This window comes from Pseudoduganella rivuli (genome assembly GCF_009674485.1).
Classification (GTDB): domain Bacteria; phylum Pseudomonadota; class Gammaproteobacteria; order Burkholderiales; family Burkholderiaceae_D; genus Rugamonas; species Rugamonas rivuli_B.
Genome location: NZ_WKJJ01000004.1, coordinates 309,346 through 326,694, shown reverse-complemented (window position 1 = coordinate 326,694; position 17,349 = coordinate 309,346). Strand labels below are relative to the sequence as shown.

The following is a 17,349-nucleotide window of genomic DNA, read 5'->3' as shown; positions in this document are numbered from 1 at the left end:
AAGCCGCGCAGGCGATGGCGTGCGCGGTAACCGATCACACAACGGGAGTGGTCAAATGCGGAAACAGCAGAGGCGTATCGCCAGCGGCGGCGAGGTGGCGCGCGCCATCGAGGGTATAGCGGGCGCGGCCTGTGACGGCGGCACGATCAGTTCGGGCATGACCACCATCTGCACCAGCCCTGACGCGAGAAATGGCGGTACCGGCGGCACGTCCGGCCGGTCCAGCGATTGCTGGCTGGCGTGGTTGTGCGCGTGGCACAGATTCGGCTGTGCGTTGTCCATGGCCGTGCAATGTTCCATGCCTTCCATCGCACTGATCGCCAAGCGCTCGGGCGTCACCATGCCCGGGCAGGCATAGGCGGCCACCGCCAATTGCGCGAACAGCAGGCTGATCACGGCAATGACAGTGGCGACGAGACGGGTGACGCGCGATGGTTTCATGGTGCGGTCGATTTTACTATACCGCCGGCGGCGGCAGCGCTGTACCATGGATAGTGTCCATGCATCCCAAGAATGAAAGAATGATGAGCGATACCGACCTGCCCTTCCGGGCCACCACCGCCGAAGCCTGCGCCTGGCTGGCGCAACAAACCAATTCGCAGTGGACGCTGGCGCGCCTGCTTGAACACGGGCTGACGCCTTTCGTGTGGCTGGACTACGATGCCGCGTATCCCGAACTGTTCGGCGACGCCAACGGCGGTTACGCAGCGCCGATTTTTTTCGAAGACGACGTGGCGCGGCTGGCCGCGGGCGGCGACGATGTGCTGATCACCTTCACGAAGGACGCTTATAAACTGCCGGTACGGCTGCCCGAGCCGGGCTTCCGCCGTCGGCTTGACCAGTTGCGCTTCCAGAAGAAGGACGTGGAGCGGCTGGCGGGCAAGTTGAAGCACGAAGCACAAGGGGCCGGGAAAAAGCCGCCAGCCAGCGAATCGCAGGCGGGCATCAACAAGGCCGAAGTGCTGGCCGCGTTCGGGTCCTTCGTGCGGATGGACCTGGCGCGGGCGCTGGATGACGCCGTGGGCATCTTCGGCGACGATGGGGCCCGCATCAAGGCCAGCGTGCGCAAATCCAAACGCAACGCGCTGTGGCATCCCGTCACATTGGCGCTGGGATTGCATGACGTTTACCGCGTTCCGCTTGGCCCGTTGAAGCGCGCGTTCAAGTCGCACGACTTCCTGGCCCGCTGGGAAGCGGACTGGGAAGAGTCGCTGCGCTTATTGGGTAAGTGAACCGGCCGCCAGCAGCCGGCGCAACTGCGCCTTCTGGTACGCCCCGAACGTATCGCTGAACAGGCAACGGATCAGCGGATCGTCGACCACGTCGGCCAGCGCCAGCGCCTGTTCGGTCTCCGCATCGAACACCATGTCATTGATGCGCATGTACATCGACGTCAGCGATTCGCCCTGCTCCAGCGCCGCATACAGCTTTGCCGCGGGGATTTCCGTGGTCCAGCCAAGCGGCAAAGCCCCGTCGTCGGCCACGGCGCCGCTGTCCGGTTCCAGCCGGTAGCGGAAATGCGTGGCCTCGCCCGCATGGTCATACACCGACAGTTGCCAGGCACGGGGCTCGTCAAAGTATTCGGAAGCGGCTTCCACCGCGCCGTATTTAGCTGGGATGCCGGTACGGCAATAGTCCAGCACGCGCGCCTGCTGCGCCGCCGACAGCGGCGCGAAGTGCCGCGCGATCTCCGCCGTGTGCGGCGGCGCAGCATTTCCTGCATAGGCGTAATCGACATCCTGGTCGCCGACTGGAATCACCCAGGCTAACGGTGGCGCCGGGTTCAGCGATGCCTGGTCGAGCCGCACCGACACCGACGGATCGAGGCGCACCACGCGCGACTGCGGCAGCGCGGCCGTCACTTCGCGCGCGAACTGCGCATACGAGATCGGGAAAAAGGCGCGGTTGTACCACGACCATGGTTCCTGCAAAAACTGGCACGAACTGGGGACGACGTACCGTGGCGCCAGTGCCTGCAACTGTTCGATCCACTCGTCGGGCAGCGCCGGCGGCGCCGCCTCGGCGCGCGATGGCGCCAACACTTCGATTTCACGCATGGTCTGGAACGGCCATAGCACCATGTCCCACGGCCCTTCGCCCACCAGCTGGCCCAGCGTGGTGTCGTCGATCCACGAGTCGACGACATTCAATACGTTCAGGCCCGCCGCCTGCACCTGGAACATGGTGTCGACGTCGGCATCCATGGCTTCGCGCGGCGTCACGCGGAACGGGCCGATAGTAACAGGCTCATTCAGGCGCAGCGGGTGCACGTGGATGAATCCCAGCTGGCGCACCATGTCGAACAACTCGTCAAAGATGCAGTAGAGGTACAGCGGCGTGGCGCGGTCCAGCAAATCCAGGCTTTCCAGCGAACAATGGTCGTCGTGGAAGTGGGAAATGAACACGGCGTCAAACCGCTGGCGCCGGATTTCCCCGTGGTCGAAGCGCACGTCCGGGAAAGCGTGGCAATTGCGGCTGAACGGGTTTTCGAAAATCGTGTCGAAAGCGATGCGCGCATCCTGGCACGCGAACACGTAGCCGGCGTGCAGGATGCGCGAAATCGTCAGTGAGGCATGGGTCATGCCAGCTTTGGGGCAGCCTTGGCGCGTGCCGCATGCAGCTTGCGATAGCTGTCCATCAGGCGCTGGTGGCGGTCCAGCCCTTCCAGCTTCATGCTGGTCGGCGTCAAGCCATAGAAGCGCACGCTGCCGTCCACCGATCCCAGCACCGCATCCATCCGCTCGTTGCCGAACATGCGGCGGAAATTGACGACGTAATCGTCCAGTTCCATCTCGTCATCCAGCACCACTTCCAGCACCACGTTCAATGCCTGGTAGAACAGGCCGCGTTCCACCGTGTTGTCGTTGTATTGCAGGAAGGTTTCCACCAGCTCTTGCGCCTCGTCGAATTGCTGCAGCGCGAGCCGGATCAGCAATTTCAATTCCAGCACCGTCAACTGGCCCCACACGGTATTTTCGTCAAACTCGATACCGATCAGGGTGGCGATGTCGCCGTATTCATCCAGCTCATTGTTTTCCAGGCGTTCCAGCAGCGCTTCCAGGCTGTCGTCGTCCAGGCGGTGCAGGTTCAGGATATCGGCGCGGAACAGCAGCGCCTTGTTGGTGTTATCCCAGACCAGGTCTTCGATCGGATAGACTTCCGAGTAGCCCGGCACCAGGATGCGGCAGGCCGACGCGCCCAGGTGGTCGTATTCCGCCACGTAGACTTCCTTGCCCATTTCTTCGAGGATGCCGAACAGGGTCGCCGCTTCCTCGGCATTCGAGTTTTCGCCGTGGCCGGAGAAGTCCCATTCGACGAACTCGAAATCCGCCTTGGCGCTGAAGAAGCGCCACGACACGACGCCGCTGGAATCGATGAAGTGTTCGACGAAGTTGTTCGGCTCCGTCACGGCGTTGCTGACGAACGTCGGCCGCGGCAAATCGTTCAAGCCTTCAAAACTGCGCCCCTGCAGCAATTCCGTCAGGCTGCGTTCCAGCGCGACTTCGAAACTCGGGTGCGCGCCGAACGACGCGAACACGCCGCCCGTGCGCGGGTTCATCAAGGTGACACACATGACCGGGTACGTACCACCCAGCGACGCATCCTTGACCAGCACGGGGAAACCCTGTTCTTCCAGCCCCTGGATGCCGGCCACGATGCCGGGATATTTCGCCAGCACGTCGGCCGGCACGTCCGGCAACGCGATTTCGCCTTCCAGGATTTCGCGCTTGACGGCGCGTTCGAAAATCTCGGACAGGCATTGCACCTGCGCTTCGGGCAGCGTATTGCCCGCGCTCATGCCATTGCTGCCGTACAAGTTTTCAATCAGGTTGGACGGGAAATACACGACTTCGCCGTCCGACTGGCGCACGAACGGCAGCGAGCAGATGCCGCGTTCCACGTTGCCGGAATTGGTGTCGATCAGGTGCGAACCCAGCAGTTCGTCGTCGGGGTTGTAAATGTCCAGGCAGTACGCGTCGAGGATTTCCTTCGGCAGCGCATCCTTGCGGCCAGGCTTGAACCAGCGCTCGTTCGGGTAGTGGACGAACGGCGCGTTGGCGATCTCTTCGCCCCAATAAGCGCCGGCATAAAAGTGGTTGCAATTGATGCGCTCGATATATTCGCCCAGCGCCGAGGCCAGCGCGCTTTCCTTGGTCGCACCCTTGCCATTGGTGAAGCACATCGGCGAGTGCGCGTCTCGGATGTGCAGCGACCACACATTGGGCACGATGTTGCGCCACGACGCGATTTCAATCTTGATGCCCAGGCCCGCCAGCAAACTGGACATGTTGGCGATGGTTTGCTCCAGCGGCAAATCCTTGCCCGGAATATACGTGCTGGTATCCGAATCCGGGTTCACGGTCAGCAAGGCTTGCGCATCGGCATCCAGGTTGTCGACTTCTTCAATAACGAATTCCGGCCCGGCCTGCACCACCTTTTTCACGGTGCAGCGGTCGATGGAGCGCAGGATCCCCTGGCGGTCTTTTTCCGAAATATCGGCCGGCAATTCCACCTGGATCTTGAAAATCTGCTGGTAGCGGTTTTCCGGATCGACAATATTGTTCTGCGACAGGCGGATATTTTCAGTGGGAATATTGCGGGTATTGCAATACAACTTCACGAAATATGCGGCGCACAGGGCCGACGAGGCCAGGAAGTAATCGAACGGGCCCGGCGCGGAACCATCACCCTTGTAACGGATGGGCTGGTCGGCGATCACCGTGAAATCATCGAACTTGGCTTCCAGGCGAAGCTTATCGAGAAAGTTGACTTTAATTTCCATGGGGGGAATTCCAAAATAGTGAGCGGCCGCCACCCATTGCTGGATGAACTGAACCCGTGAGGCAAAAATGAAACGGCCCATGAGCTCGAATGCATGGGCCGTGGAATGCGTTGAAGCGAGTATTAAAATCCAGCGCGCAGTATACCCCGATCCCCCGGGACGATCAACACACGGACGGTTGCCCGTCCGCCGCCCCATTTGGTGTATGCTGCCGGAATGAACCAAGACACCGACATCCAGCTCAGCGGCCCGTTCAAGGCCACCGACGGCAGCGGCCGCGCCGTCGACATCAAATCCATCCGCATTTTCGATGAAGGCTATGGCGTCATCGACCTGTACGTGGACCTTGCCGCCCCGGCCAGCGACGGCTTGCACAAGGATAAGAAACTCATTGCCGAGATCAGCGCGCGCCTGCGCACGCTGGGCTACAGCGGCCCGGACCTGACGGCGGGCGATCCGGTGATCCAGGAAAAGCGGCTGATCGTGCTCGATACGCCCGACGAATTCCTGCCGTTCGCCGTGCGCAAGGGTTTTAAAGACCTGACTTCCGAATTCGACGACGAGTAAGCTTACCCGCCGTTCCTGCGGCCCCTGCCGCCCCGCTTAATCCTTGAATTCCGGGGCGCGCTTGGCCATGCCGGCCATCATGGCTTCCTGCAAATCGGCCGACATCAGCATGGCCGCGTTCCATGTGGCGTTATAGTTGAGGCTATCGGCCACCGAATGGTCGCGCGCATACGTGATCATTTCCTTGACGCCGCGGATCGCCAGCGGGGCCTTGGCGGCAATCTCCGCCGCGATGGCGCGCACGCCGTCGCGCAGCGCTTCGGGCGAGTCGAATACGCGGTTGACCAGGCGGATTTCTTTGGCCTCGGCCGCGTCGACCTTGCGCGCCGTGTAAGCCAGTTCGCGCGCCATGCCTTCGCCGATCAGTCTCGGCAAGCGCTGCAACGTGCCCACGTCGGCCGTCATGCCGATATCGATTTCCTTGATACTGAACCACGCGTCGGCCGAGCAGTAACGCATGTCGGCGCACGTGATCAGGTCGATCCCGCCGCCGACGCAGGCGCCGTGCACCGCCGCCAGCACGGGCTTGCGGCAGCGCTCCAGGCTGGTCAGCGTATCCTGCAAATCCAGGATCACGCGGCGCAGCGACTCGCGCGTGCGGCCGTCGCAATCATTCTGGATCTGGCCGCCCAGGCCCATCATCATTTGCAGGTCGATGCCCGCCGTGAAGGCGCGGCCTTCCCCCTCGAGCACCGCCACGCGCGCTTCCGGCAACGCATCGATATAGTCGAAAGCGCGGCGGATGTCGTGCCACATGGCGAGATTCATCGCGTTCATCTTTTCCGGCCGGTTCAGGCGCACGGTGGCGATGTGGTCCGTCACGGTAACGGTGACGGTTTCAAATACAGGTGATTCGGCGCTCATCGGGGTATCCATTGAATGCGGGGGAAAAAGGTATTCTCCCGGCAAAGTTGTCGAGCGGTCAATCTAAAGACGCCGAAGCGGGAATCATGCTTTCCATGGTAAAAGTTCAACATATAGCCATGCGGAAATTATCATATATATTATTATTTTTGATAACTTTGAGGTGCCCATGCGTTCTACCGTGTTAAGTCTTGCCGTCTCCATGCTGTCCGCCAGCGCAGCCCAGGCCGTTGAGCTGGGACCTGTTTATCCCGTCACGTCCTATTTGGCCGGCACACAGGGCTTCGTTGCCTGCAGCCGAGCCGCCAACGGCGATACGCTGTCAGTGTGGAACGACTATAACCGGACCCGCTACCTGAAACGGCTCGATGCGCGCGGCGCCATCATCGGCGGCGTCGAGAATGTGATTTTGCCGGCGGATACCGTCGCCATCGCGGCCAACAAAGTGGGCAGTTATTTTGTGCTGCACACGAAGAAAGCCTCTGGCAGCGAAAACATCGACTTGTACGGATCTGTCTATACCCGTAATGGCGCGCTGATCGCTGGACCGGTTCGCGTCAATGACAGCCTGCAAACCGGGGTCGCCGGCAAGGTGACGGCAGCGTCGGACGGCAGCTTCACCGTTGCCTGGACCGGTTGGAGCAATTTGCAGCCTTTCCGCGTTTACGCAAGGCGGATGAGCGGTACCGGCACGCCGATCACCAACGAAAAGCTGATGGCAAGCAATACGTCCTACGCCATGGTTACAGGCGTCGACACCGATCCCAACGGTATCGTGGTCGTCGCCTATTCGGCGCGGGACAGCGCTGGCCGGACCGACACCTATACGATGCGGTATTCGTCGCCTGCCGGCTGGTTCAGCGGTCCCACCCGTGTCAACACTTACCTGGGTCCGAACCAGATCGGCGGCACCCTGTCGATGAACTCGCTGGGCAACTATGTCGTCACGTGGAGCACGTACGGCCAGAACGGCGCCGGGTACAGTACGCATGCCCAGTTTTTCGCGGCCGATGGCAGCCGCCAGAACGGCACGATGCAGATTTCCTCCGCATTGTCGGCGAACGATACCAATCCTAACGTGGTCCTGTTCGACAACAACAGCTATGCCGTGGCGTGGAATGAAAACATCGGTCAGGCCAATACGTTCAAGTTGCGCCAGGTTGGCGGTCCGTTCAGCGGCTTTGTCGGCGCGGAAACGGCGGTTTCCCAGCCATTGCCCGTCAATAATCAGTGGGCAATGTGCGGCGACACGAGCGGCAATATTTCCGTGAAGTGGCACGATTACCGGGCCACCCCGACCTCTCATTCGGATGTGTATGCGCATGACTACGTGGCCGATTCAGTGCCGCCGGTAACGCCCCTGGCAAACAATCAGCAAGTGACCAGCCTTTCCGACCAGACCGGCGGCTGGAAGTACTACAAGGTGGAAGTCCCGGCCAATACGACAAACATGTTGATCACCCTGGCATCGCAAACTCAGCCGGCGAGCGGCAATGCCGATCTGTACCTGCGATTTGGCGGCATGCCGTCGTCCACTATGTGGGATACGCGGACGACCGCCGTCGGCAATTCCGAAGGACTCTCCATCAACACGCCGCCGGCCGGCACGTTCTATATTGGCGTATTTGGCCAGGCCGCTTATGCCGGCGTGACAATGACCGTCAGCTACCGTTAAGCGGGAACAGCTGGCGGGCATCGCGCCGCGACGCGGGGCGGATCCTGCAAGACAGGCCGCCCCGTCCCGGCTTACTGCCGCACTCCCTGGTACATCAGCCCGCTATCGTTCAAGCCGAACTTGAATTTCCGGTTCATCGCGATGATTTCCGCGCCGGCCATCAGTGTCGGGCCGTAGCCGTGCGCCGCCTTCACGCTCGTGGGGCGGTAGGCATAGAACGCGGGATCGAACGCCATGCCGGTGCCGACGCAGATGCCTTCGATCTGGCCGTTGGCGGTGACCTTGCCTGCCACCGCATTCCATGCCAGGTTGACCATCGGGCCATACATTTGTGCCTCCACATAGCCGCGGTTGACGGCGCGCGCGATCGCGTACGTGTAGATCGCGGTGGCGGACGTTTCCTGGTACGTGTCGGGACGGTCGATCAACTGATGCCAGAAGCCGTCGCGGGTCTGGTACGACGCCAGTCCCTTGATATGGGCGCGCAACTGTTCCAGCACGGCGCCATACAGCTTGTGGTTCTTCGGCAGCACGTCGAGGATCTCGGCCATCGCCATCACGGCCCAGCCATTGGCGCGGGCCCAGTGCAGTTCAGGATGGTCGCGCATGCCTTCCACGTAACCGTGCATGTAAATGCCCAGGCGGGGATTGAACATGCGCTTGGAGAACTGCAACACCTGTTTTGCGGCGTCATCGAAATATTTGCGATCGCCCGTGACCGCGCCGAGGTAGGCGATGGTCGGAACGCCCATGAACATGTCGTCCAGCCACAAGGTATCGGGCAGCGGCCGCATCTTGACACCGCCTTGGCCGTCCGGGCCGCCGCGCGCCAGCGTGCCGTCTTTCAGGCGGTATTCCTTCCTGGTCACGAAATCCCCGCAAATACCTATCATCTGCGTGTAATCGACGGCCGATCCGGCCAGCTTGGCTTTCATGAAGCTGTGGCACAGCGCGCCCGCGTCGTCCAGCGCATGTGGATTCAGGAAGCTCTTGATCGGCGCGTGCGAATTCTTCAGGTCAGCCTGTACCGCCGGGTAGTAGGTTTTCGTCAGCTGCGACAGCAACTTGTGCCGCGTCAGCGTGTAATCGGTATAGCGCTGGTCGCGGGTGACCGCGCCAACCGCCAGCATGCCCGTGTAGGTAATCCCCCACTCGTAGCTGGTCAGGCGGAAGTCGCCCGGCTTGAATACCGCGTCCGGGTCCGGGCGGGACAAGTCGGTGACGGGCGCGCCGGTGGTCTTGTTGATCAGTTCGGCCGGTGTGGTCCGGTCCAGGTAAGCGAACACGCGGTCCAGCACGGCCTTCACTTCGGCCTCTTCCATGGCGCGGTATGGCGTCGGATAGTCGACCTGCAGCGCATGCAGCATGGCGTCGGCGGCGGCCGGCCCCTTTTCCTGGGCGGGCGGCGCGTCCTGCGCCGAGACGGTGAGCGTCACCGGGAACAGTCCAGCGACCAGTGCCGCGGTCAACCCGTGCCGCAGCTTATAGGTATTCTTCAAGTACATCTCCTTCAATCGTTCAAATAATCGTGAATTGCCATGCCTCGTCCGACGCATGGCAATTCTAATTCCTGGAACGATTGGAAGATCTCCGCCAGCGCTCAACTTGTTGAGCGCTTCGGGCAAGGTGGTGAGCGTGGAGTTGCAAGCGGTGTTCCGGCAGCCCCCGTCAAGACCGATGCAGTGCGCGCCGCGTACCGGCCAGTCCAAGCAGTCCCAGGCCCAGCAGCGTCAACGAGCCTGGTTCCGGTACGCTGCCGCCGCCGCAGGTATTGGTCCGTTCGCAGCCGGGATTGAGGATTGCGGCCGTGACGAAGATGCCGTCTTCCGGCTGGTTCGGGAACGTGCCGATCAGCGACGACACGAAGCTGGAACCGTTCCAGCTGACGTCCCACACCTGGTGCGTGACTTCGCCGGTGACGATCATATCGCCGAGGTAACTGGTAAAGTCCGTATAGGGAGACTTGATGACGTTCACGGAATAGTTCGCGGCGTAAAATCCTTCCAGCGGATTGCCGCTGACGCCCAGGTTCAGCGGCACAAAGCTCACCATCTCGGCCGACGCGATCGTGGTGATCGGCGTCAGCGAACCGTCGGGCGCGACGGCCCGCAAGCTGCCGCTGCCTTCGGAAGCCACCACCAGGGTGCCGGAGGGCACCGGGCCAAAGGCCTGCGGCGCGAAACTCAAGCCCTCCGTATCTTCGCCGGTCGAAGCCAGTTGCGTAACGACGCCCAGGCTGGTGATACGGTAAATCCGGCCGGCGCTGGTGGCCACGATCATGTCGTTACCATACAAGCCATACGGATCGAAGGCGATACTGCGCACACCGCCGATCAGCCCGGTGGCGAACGCCACCTGTCCGGTACCATCATTGTTGAATTTATAAACTGTCCCGGCAGCCTCGGAACCGGCAAACACGTCGCGCGCGCCGAATCCGCCCAAACCAAGCGAACTGGACACGTACACTTCACCGATGCTGCCGGAACCGATGGGCAGTGGCGCGCCGAACGCCGCCACGCTGGCGCCGCTCAGGTCGGTCTGGTAAAGCTGGTTGTTGAAGTAATTCGAACCGACGAATTTGTTGCCGGCATAGGCAAAGCCGATCGGCGAGCCGCCGGTTGAAGCGACAAATGGACTGAAGGTCACCGTGGCCATGGCAGGGCAAACAACACTTGCAGCCAGGACCAGGGCCGCGAACCGTGAATACGTTTTGGCAGGCATGTTCATCTCCTTCGCATTGTTTATATGCGCATGGAGTCACTAGCATCAAACAGGCCTGCCAAGCAAACTACAGAAGAATCAATAGCTTATGGATAGTCATCAAGTCAAGCCGGGCAAAAATGTAAAGATTGTCGACAATGCATGCGTGATTGGCCCGCGTCGTGTCAGCGCAACCATTGCACTCCGGCATAAGTGACCAGGCCGCGGCGCCCTTCCCGGCCGCCGGCAATATCCCGCCCGGCGCTGAAATTGAAAATCAGGTTTTCCGACAGCCGCCACTTGCCACCCAGCCTGGCCGTGGTCTGCCCGCCATCGCGCGGCACGCGGGTATATTCCAGTTCCGCGCGGCATTCCAGTTGCGGCAGGCACTGATGCAGCACTTTCACGCCGGCTTGCCACTCGTGCGGCCCCCGCTGCACGATGTTGCGGCCAAACTCCGCATACCAGCCGGTGTCACCACGGCTGAACCCGGCAATCACGGGCAACAGCAGGCTGTAGCCGCGCGAATCCAGCCCCCGTGAGGCGGTCGCCCCGGAGGAATTCCATGCCAGCCGGGGAAACAGCGCCAGCGCGGCGCCCGTCTCTCCATCTTCCCAGAAACGCCATTTGACACCGGTGGTGATGTTGCCGAACCCGCTGTTGCGGGCGCCATCGGCCTCTGTCACGCGGACATACGGCATTCCCAGCACCAGTTGCATGTGTTCGCCCGCGCCGTAATTCAATTCCATCTCCGGCACGCCATAGCGCCAGCTGCCATGCTGGCGCTCGGCGCTGATACCCAGGTTATTTTCCCAGCCGCCCGGACCGGGCGTGCCGGTATCCTCGGTGGCCATGGCAAGAGCCGGCAGCGCCAGCCCGAACCGGGCCAGCCTGATCATGGAGTGGAGCTTCATGAGCGTGAACTTTTCGTGGAAGAATGAAGGAACAACGCCATTGTCGGCTACGCTCCCTGGTCTTTTTTGCCGTGTTGCCCCTGTTCCACGATGCCGTCCGGCTGATTTTCGCGCCGATTCAGCACATTCTGCCGTGCAGCAGTCCATGCCAATCAGGGTGGCAAAAACCACCATTTCTGCGCTACGGCACGGGGAAAATGCCATAAAACAGCGCGCCAGGCGTGCTGTAATGAATCGTTCAATCACACATTTGAGGCCGCAAATGAAACACGAGACACGCGCCGCACGCACGCTGCACCGGTGGTGCGGATTAACCGTCGGCATGTTGCTGGTCATGGTGGCCTTGACCGGCGCCGGCATGGTGTTCCGGCCGCAGCTCGATCCGCTGCTGCAGCCCGCCCTGCAGCACGTCCCGGCGTGCAGTGCTCCGCTGTCCACTTCCCGCCTGATTGAAGCGGCGCATGCCGCCTACCCGGACGCCGGCGCGTTGTCGGCCATTCGCATGAAAGCGGTACAGGGCGACAGCGTGGCCCCGGTGCGTATCCGCTTTGGCGACTGGCGCTGGGTGTACGTCGATCCCTGTACGGCGCGCGTGCTCGGCATCCGTGACGCCTACGGCGAGGTCTTCGGCACGATGGCGTGGCTGCATACTTTCAGCTACCTGCCGGGCGGCGGCGTCGTGGCCGGCAGTGTTGCGCTGGCGGCCATTGCGCTGGTTGTGGCAGGCTTTGCGCTGTGGGCGCTGACCCGTTCCGCCGCGCCGGCAGCAACCAAGCGGGCCGGCAAGGCTGCGGGCCTCAATCCCGCCGCGCGCGGCCTGCGGCGCCACCGCATGGTCGCGCTGTGGTGTGCGCCGGTGCTGCTGGTCCTCGCGCTGAGCGGTGTGCCGCAAGCCTTTCCCATCGCCGCCATGGCAGTGCCGGCCCCGCCGCCGTTGCCGCTGTCCGCCCGCACCGATATCGCGGCGGCGCTCGACGCGGCAGGGTCCCGGCTGGAACGCGATTACGCCGGCTGGCGCCAGCTGCAATGGCGCGTGGGCGCCGCCGGCACATCGCTTAAACTGGAAATCGTCGAACACGGCGCGCCGCATGAATACGCCACCGGTATCGCTTATTACGACCCCGCCAGCGGCGCACTCCTGCAGCACACATCCTACGCACAGTCGCAGTCGGCGCGCAAAGCCTACCTGTGGGGCCTGGCATTGCACTATGGCGCGGTTGGCGCGCCGTGGCAGCTGGCGCAGTTTGCCGCCGCGCTGGCCATGCCGTTCCTGGCCTGGACCGGCATGGGCGGCTGGCTGCGCCGCCATATCGCTGCCCGCAGCAACGGCTTGCAACGCCTCGTCGTGCGCGACAAGCACCATGTCGCACGCGACGTCTACGCATTTGAACTGGTCCATCCGCGCGGACGCAGGCTCCCCGCCTGGACTGCCGGCGCGCATATCGATGTGCACACGGCGCCGGGCCTGGTGCGCCAGTATTCGCTGTGTGGCGATCCGCGCGACCGCAGCCGCTACCAGATTGCCGTCCACCGTTGCACGCCATCGCGCGGCGGCTCGGACGCCATGCATGACGCCGTCCATGCCGGCGACCGCATCACCATCGGCATGCCGCGCAACCGCTTCGCGCTGGCGCCGGACAGCCCGCATACAGTCTTGCTGGCAGGCGGCATTGGCCTCACGCCCCTGCTGGCGATGGCGGAAACCCTGTCCGCCAGCGGCGCCAGCTTCGAATTGCACTACTGCACCCGTTCACCCTTGCATGCCGCCTTCAGCGAGCGCTTGCACGAGCGCCGCTTTTGCGGCCGGGTCCTGTTCCACTTCAGCAACACCGTGGGACGCGCCGCCTTCGACAGCCTGCTGGCGGCGCCGCAGCGCGGCGCCCACCTGTATATCTGCGGCGCGGCCGGCTTCACGGACGCCGCCCTGGCTGCGGCGGAACGCCAGGGCTGGCCCGCCGCCCACGTGCACACGGAGCGCTTCAGCGCGCCGCCCGGCCCGCAGGCCGACAGCGCGCAGGCCGCCTTCGATGTCGTGATCGCCAGTACCGGCCGCGTGGTGCCGGTGGCGGCCGGCCAGAGCGCGCTGGCGGCGTTGCACGGGGCCGGCGTCGCCATCCCCACGTCGTGCGGCCAGGGGCTGTGCGGCACCTGCGTCACCGGCGTGCTGGAGGGCGAGCCGGATCACCGCGACCACTGCCTGACCGACGAGGCGCGGGCGGTCTCCTTCACGCCCTGCTGCTCGCGGGCGCGCGGGCCGCAGCTGGTGCTGGACCTGTAGGTCGCCTGCAGGTCAGGCGTTGTCCTGGGCCTGCAGGTAGTTGTTTTTCAGACGGACATAATGCTCGGCCGAGTAGCGCAAGTACGCCATCTCCGCCTCGGTCAACGGCCGGACTTTCTCCGCCGGCCGTCCCATGTAAAGGAAACCGGGCTCCAGCGTCTTGCCCGGCGCGACCAGGCTGCCCGCGCCCAGCATGACGCGGTCCGGGATCACCACGTCATCCATGACGATACTGCCCATGCCGATCAGGCATTCATCGCCGATCCGGCAGCCGTGCAGGATCACCGAATGCCCGATGGTGACGTAATCCCCGATCACCAGCGGCGAGCCCTGTGGCTTCCGTTCCGTCTTGTGGGACACGTGGCCCATGGTGAGATCCTGGATATTGGTACAGCGCCCGATGATGATGTGATTGACGTCGCCGCGCAGCACGGCGTTGCACCACACGGACGAATCGGCGCCGATGCGGACGTCGCCGATCACCTGGGCCGATGCGTGGAGATAGACCCGCTCGCCCAGCAGGGGAGCGGCGTCAAGGTAATTCGACAGTGGCATATTGCTTCCTTAACGATCGTGGAGGGCGGAGCAGCGAGGCCACATTGTATTGCATGCGTTGTGCGCCGGACGGAATACGGCAACGCCCGGCGCTATCAGGAAACGTTACTCGGCGGGTTTGTAGATGTCGGCAAGGTCGCCCAGGTTCCAGTTCCCGCCGGACAGCACCACACAGACTTTTTCATCCGGCCGGACCTTGACGGCGCCAGCCAGCAACGCGCCAATGCCGATCGCGGCGGCGGGTTCGGCGATCAGCTTCGCGTCCTCGGCCAGGCTGCGCATCCCCGCGACGATGTGTTCATCATCGACCAGCACAATCTCGTCGACATACTTTTCAATGATCGGAAACGGATTTTGACCCGGAACACTGATCCGCAATCCGTCTGCGATGGTGTCCAGCAGGGGCAGCGACGTGCGCTCCTTGTTGATCCGGCTTTGGTAATACTTCGGCGTCAACGCCGGCTCGGCGGCGATCACGCGCACCGAGGGCCTGGTTTCCTTGATCGCGGTGGCAATGCCGGAAATCAGACCGCCGCCGCCCAGTGGAACGATGACGGTATCGACATCTTCCAGGTCTTCCAGGATTTCACAGCCGATGGTGCCCTGCCCGGCCATCACCATCGGGTCTTCAAATCCGTGGATGGCCACATAGCCGTTTTTCTCGGCGAGTTCACACACGTGTTTCCAGCGCGCCGCCGTATCACCGTCAAACGGGATCACTTCCGCCCCGAGTGCTCTGGTGTTGGCGACCTTGATTTCCGGCGTCGACGCCAATATCACGATGGTCGCTTTAACGCCCAGCATTTTCGCGGCATACGCCAGGCCCTGCGCATGGTTGCCCGACGACGTGCCGATGATGCCGTTGGCAATGGCTTCCCTGGGCAGCGACAGTGTTTTGTTCAGGGCCCCGCGGATTTTAAAGGCGCCCGTCACTTGCAGGGTTTCCGGTTTCAGATAGACCTGGCAACCGGCGGCAGCTTCAATTTTGTCCGCGCGCAGGATCGGCGTACGGCGGATATGCGGCTTCAGGCGGACCCGGGCTTCGCGGATATCTTCAATGGTTGGATAGTTACGCATGGTGGTGATTACTTTTCAAAGAATGCAAAGAACGTACCGATATTGTTTTCCAGGGCATTGCGGTAGATTTTTGCCGACGTCGTGTTGTCCTGGATGGCCATGCCGGTCGAATCGAAGATCGTGATTTCCTCGTCGTTTTCCCGGCCCGGTTTCTTGCCCAGCAAGATCTCGCCGATTTCCCCGTGAATGTCTTCCAGGGTAATGATGCCGCTGTTCAGCGGATGCCAGGTTTCCCCTTTGACCGTGCACTGGGCAATGGAATCGTTGACGATTTTCGCGTTCCTGAAAATCCCGGGTTCGAACTCTTGCTTGCCTTGCACGTCCGTGCCAATCGCGACAATGTGCGTGCCCGGCTTGACCCAGGCCGCCTCCACCAGCGATCCCTTGCCTCGGGTGGTGGTAATCAGGATATCGGCCCGCTCCACCGCTTCCCTGGCGGTCGGCGCCGGTACGACGGGGATACCGAACTCGCGCTCGATATCGGCCTTGAACTTCAACAGCGACGCGGGGTGATGGTCCCACGCGTGGATCGCTTCGATCGCCATCACTTCGCGGATGGCGCGGATTTGCATGCGCGCCTGGTTGCCCGTGCCAATGGACGCGATGACTTTCGCGTTTTTCCTGGCCAGCGCCTTGACGGAAACCGCACCGCTGGCGCCGGTCCGCAGGCCCGTGATCAGGCTGCCATCCATCACGCAGGCCAAGGCGCAGGTCGTGGCGTCAAACAGCAGGATCGTGCCCATCCCGCTGGGCAAGCCGAATTCCGGGTTCCGGGGGAAGGCGCCGGACGACGCTTTCAGGGAAATCATTTCATTGGACTGGCAATAGCCGGCCTTGAAATCGATCTCACCGCGCGGCGGCGGCAAGTGGATGCTCATGTAATCAGGCTGCGCCACCTGGCCGCTGTTAAAGGCTTTATACGCCTCTTCGACGGCGCCAATGACGTCCATCATACTAATCAGTTGGCTGATTTCTTCTTTTTTCAGCAGCAGTGTTTTCATACGATCTCCTAATAGCCACGGGTCCGGTCGACCAACCCGTTCATGGATAAGCCCGCCTGGTGGCGGCGAATATTGTCGACAATCGCCTCCACCGCCGTTTCCGGCTGCGTCATGCTGGCGATATGTGGCGTCAACACCACCTTTGGGTGGGACCAGAACGGGTGGTCCGGCGGCAGCGGTTCCGGTTCGCATACGTCGAGGATGGCGCCGCCGATTTGCCCCGCATCGAGCGCCTGCAGCAAGTCTTGCTGGACCAGGTGCCCGCCCCGGCCCACGTTGATCACGGTGGCGCCGCGCGGCAGCTGGTCGAACAGCGGTGTCGACAGGATGCCACGGGTACTGTCCGTCAACGGCAGCAGGCAGATCAGGATGTCGGTGCGGGCCAAAAACGGGCGCAAATCGTCCGCGCCGGCATAACATTCGACACCGTCGATCTGTTGCGGCGACCGGCTCCAGCCCGCGCACGAAAAACCGAAACGGGACAGCTGTTCCAGCACCGCGCGTCCCAGCACGCCCAGGCCCAGCACGCCGATACGGCGCGACGACGCCGGATAGACACGGTGCGTTTGCCAGTGACCCTCGCGCTGCTGGTTGCGGTAGGTTTGCCAGTCACGGTGAAGGGACAGCACGGCCATGCTCACGTACTCGACCATGCCCCCGATGATCCCGGACTCCACCATCCGCACCACCGGCAGCGATGGCGGGATGGCGGCGAGGTCGAAGTGGTCGGTGCCGGCTCCGGTCGAGAACAGCACTTCCAGGTTCGGGAAGCGGTCCGCCAGATCGTCCGGCGGCTGCCATGCGGCCAGGTAGCGCACGTCACGCGGGTCGCCAATGTCGGGCCAGATGCGGAACGGCAGTTCCGGCATCCGGCGTGCAAACAGTTCCGCCCAGACGGCGCCGCGCACCGGGTCGGATTTGTAGACGAAGGTCAT

General features: G+C 62.6%; 15 protein-coding genes. 4 read left to right on the top strand and 11 right to left on the bottom strand.

Going from position 1 to position 17,349, the window contains the following annotated elements; genetic code table 11:
• Nucleotides 1-51: 51 nt before the first annotated feature.
• A complete protein-coding gene (locus tag GJ700_RS08385) occupies nucleotides 52-441 on the bottom strand; it encodes a hypothetical protein (RefSeq protein ID WP_154372531.1) in 390 nt (129 codons plus the stop codon).
• Between the two features lie 59 nt (nucleotides 442-500).
• Here GJ700_RS08385 and GJ700_RS08380 point away from each other — a divergent pair, with 59 nt between their 5' ends.
• Nucleotides 501-1,232 carry a hypothetical protein gene (locus tag GJ700_RS08380; protein ID WP_308700659.1) on the top strand — a complete coding sequence of 244 codons (732 nt, stop codon included), beginning with the start codon at nucleotides 501-503 and terminating at the stop codon, nucleotides 1,230-1,232.
• On the opposite strand, the gene GJ700_RS08375 is transcribed toward GJ700_RS08380, so the two are convergent.
• Both GJ700_RS08375 and GJ700_RS08370 read right to left on the bottom strand, forming a co-directional pair.
• On the bottom strand, nucleotides 1,218-2,582 hold the full coding sequence (locus GJ700_RS08375; RefSeq protein ID WP_154372529.1) for an MBL fold metallo-hydrolase: 1,365 nt from the start codon (nucleotides 2,580-2,582) through the stop codon (nucleotides 1,218-1,220). The two genes, GJ700_RS08380 and GJ700_RS08375, sit on opposite strands and share 15 nt — an antisense overlap.
• Complete coding sequence (locus GJ700_RS08370; protein ID WP_154372527.1) at nucleotides 2,579-4,783, bottom strand: OsmC domain/YcaO domain-containing protein; 2,205 nt, start codon at nucleotides 4,781-4,783, stop codon at nucleotides 2,579-2,581. The genes GJ700_RS08375 and GJ700_RS08370 overlap by 4 nt, the downstream gene beginning before the upstream one ends.
• A 216-nt stretch (nucleotides 4,784-4,999) precedes the next feature.
• Here GJ700_RS08370 and GJ700_RS08365 point away from each other — a divergent pair, with 216 nt between their 5' ends.
• Nucleotides 5,000-5,350 (top strand): hypothetical protein, encoded by a 351-nt coding sequence (locus GJ700_RS08365; RefSeq protein WP_154372525.1) that lies wholly within the window; start codon nucleotides 5,000-5,002, stop codon nucleotides 5,348-5,350.
• Between the two features lie 36 nt (nucleotides 5,351-5,386).
• Here the strand turns inward: GJ700_RS08365 and GJ700_RS08360 are convergent, their stop codons facing one another.
• Nucleotides 5,387-6,214: a crotonase/enoyl-CoA hydratase family protein gene (locus GJ700_RS08360; RefSeq protein ID WP_154372523.1), complete on the bottom strand. Its 828-nt coding sequence runs from the start codon at nucleotides 6,212-6,214 to the stop codon at nucleotides 5,387-5,389.
• A gap of 169 nt (nucleotides 6,215-6,383) precedes the next feature.
• On the opposite strand from GJ700_RS08360, the gene GJ700_RS08355 reads away from it, so the two are divergent.
• A complete protein-coding gene (locus GJ700_RS08355; protein ID WP_154372521.1) occupies nucleotides 6,384-7,889 on the top strand; it encodes a PPC domain-containing protein in 1,506 nt (501 codons plus the stop codon).
• 71 nt (nucleotides 7,890-7,960) lie between these two features.
• Here the strand turns inward: GJ700_RS08355 and GJ700_RS08350 are convergent, their stop codons facing one another.
• The 3 genes from GJ700_RS08350 to GJ700_RS08340 all read right to left on the bottom strand — a co-directional run bounded on the left by GJ700_RS08350 (nucleotide 7,961) and on the right by GJ700_RS08340 (nucleotide 11,503).
• On the bottom strand, nucleotides 7,961-9,394 hold the full coding sequence (locus tag GJ700_RS08350) for a glycoside hydrolase family 88/105 protein (protein WP_154372518.1): 1,434 nt from the start codon (nucleotides 9,392-9,394) through the stop codon (nucleotides 7,961-7,963).
• Between the two features lie 163 nt (nucleotides 9,395-9,557).
• Complete coding sequence (locus GJ700_RS08345; protein ID WP_195763823.1) at nucleotides 9,558-10,610, bottom strand: PEP-CTERM sorting domain-containing protein; 1,053 nt, start codon at nucleotides 10,608-10,610, stop codon at nucleotides 9,558-9,560.
• A gap of 164 nt (nucleotides 10,611-10,774) precedes the next feature.
• Nucleotides 10,775-11,503 carry a hypothetical protein gene (locus tag GJ700_RS08340; RefSeq protein WP_195763822.1) on the bottom strand — a complete coding sequence of 243 codons (729 nt, stop codon included), beginning with the start codon at nucleotides 11,501-11,503 and terminating at the stop codon, nucleotides 10,775-10,777.
• Nucleotides 11,504-11,765: 262 nt separating this feature from the next.
• Here GJ700_RS08340 and GJ700_RS34945 point away from each other — a divergent pair, with 262 nt between their 5' ends.
• The gene (locus GJ700_RS34945; protein WP_195763821.1) at nucleotides 11,766-13,781 is read left to right on the top strand and encodes a PepSY domain-containing protein; all 2,016 of its coding nucleotides are present in this window, start codon (nucleotides 11,766-11,768) and stop codon (nucleotides 13,779-13,781) included.
• Nucleotides 13,782-13,793: 12 nt separating this feature from the next.
• On the opposite strand, the gene GJ700_RS08330 is transcribed toward GJ700_RS34945, so the two are convergent.
• From GJ700_RS08330 to GJ700_RS08315, 4 genes are all read right to left on the bottom strand, one after another.
• Nucleotides 13,794-14,336: a gamma carbonic anhydrase family protein gene (locus GJ700_RS08330; protein ID WP_154372512.1), complete on the bottom strand. Its 543-nt coding sequence runs from the start codon at nucleotides 14,334-14,336 to the stop codon at nucleotides 13,794-13,796.
• A 105-nt stretch (nucleotides 14,337-14,441) separates the two neighbouring features.
• Entirely contained in the window at nucleotides 14,442-15,413 is a 972-nt protein-coding gene (locus GJ700_RS08325) for a threonine/serine dehydratase family protein (protein ID WP_154372510.1), read from the bottom strand.
• An 8-nt stretch (nucleotides 15,414-15,421) separates the two neighbouring features.
• On the bottom strand, nucleotides 15,422-16,414 hold the full coding sequence (locus GJ700_RS08320) for an ornithine cyclodeaminase family protein (protein WP_154372508.1): 993 nt from the start codon (nucleotides 16,412-16,414) through the stop codon (nucleotides 15,422-15,424).
• 8 nt (nucleotides 16,415-16,422) lie between these two features.
• Nucleotides 16,423-17,349 (bottom strand): 2-hydroxyacid dehydrogenase, encoded by a 927-nt coding sequence (locus GJ700_RS08315; RefSeq protein ID WP_154372506.1) that lies wholly within the window; start codon nucleotides 17,347-17,349, stop codon nucleotides 16,423-16,425.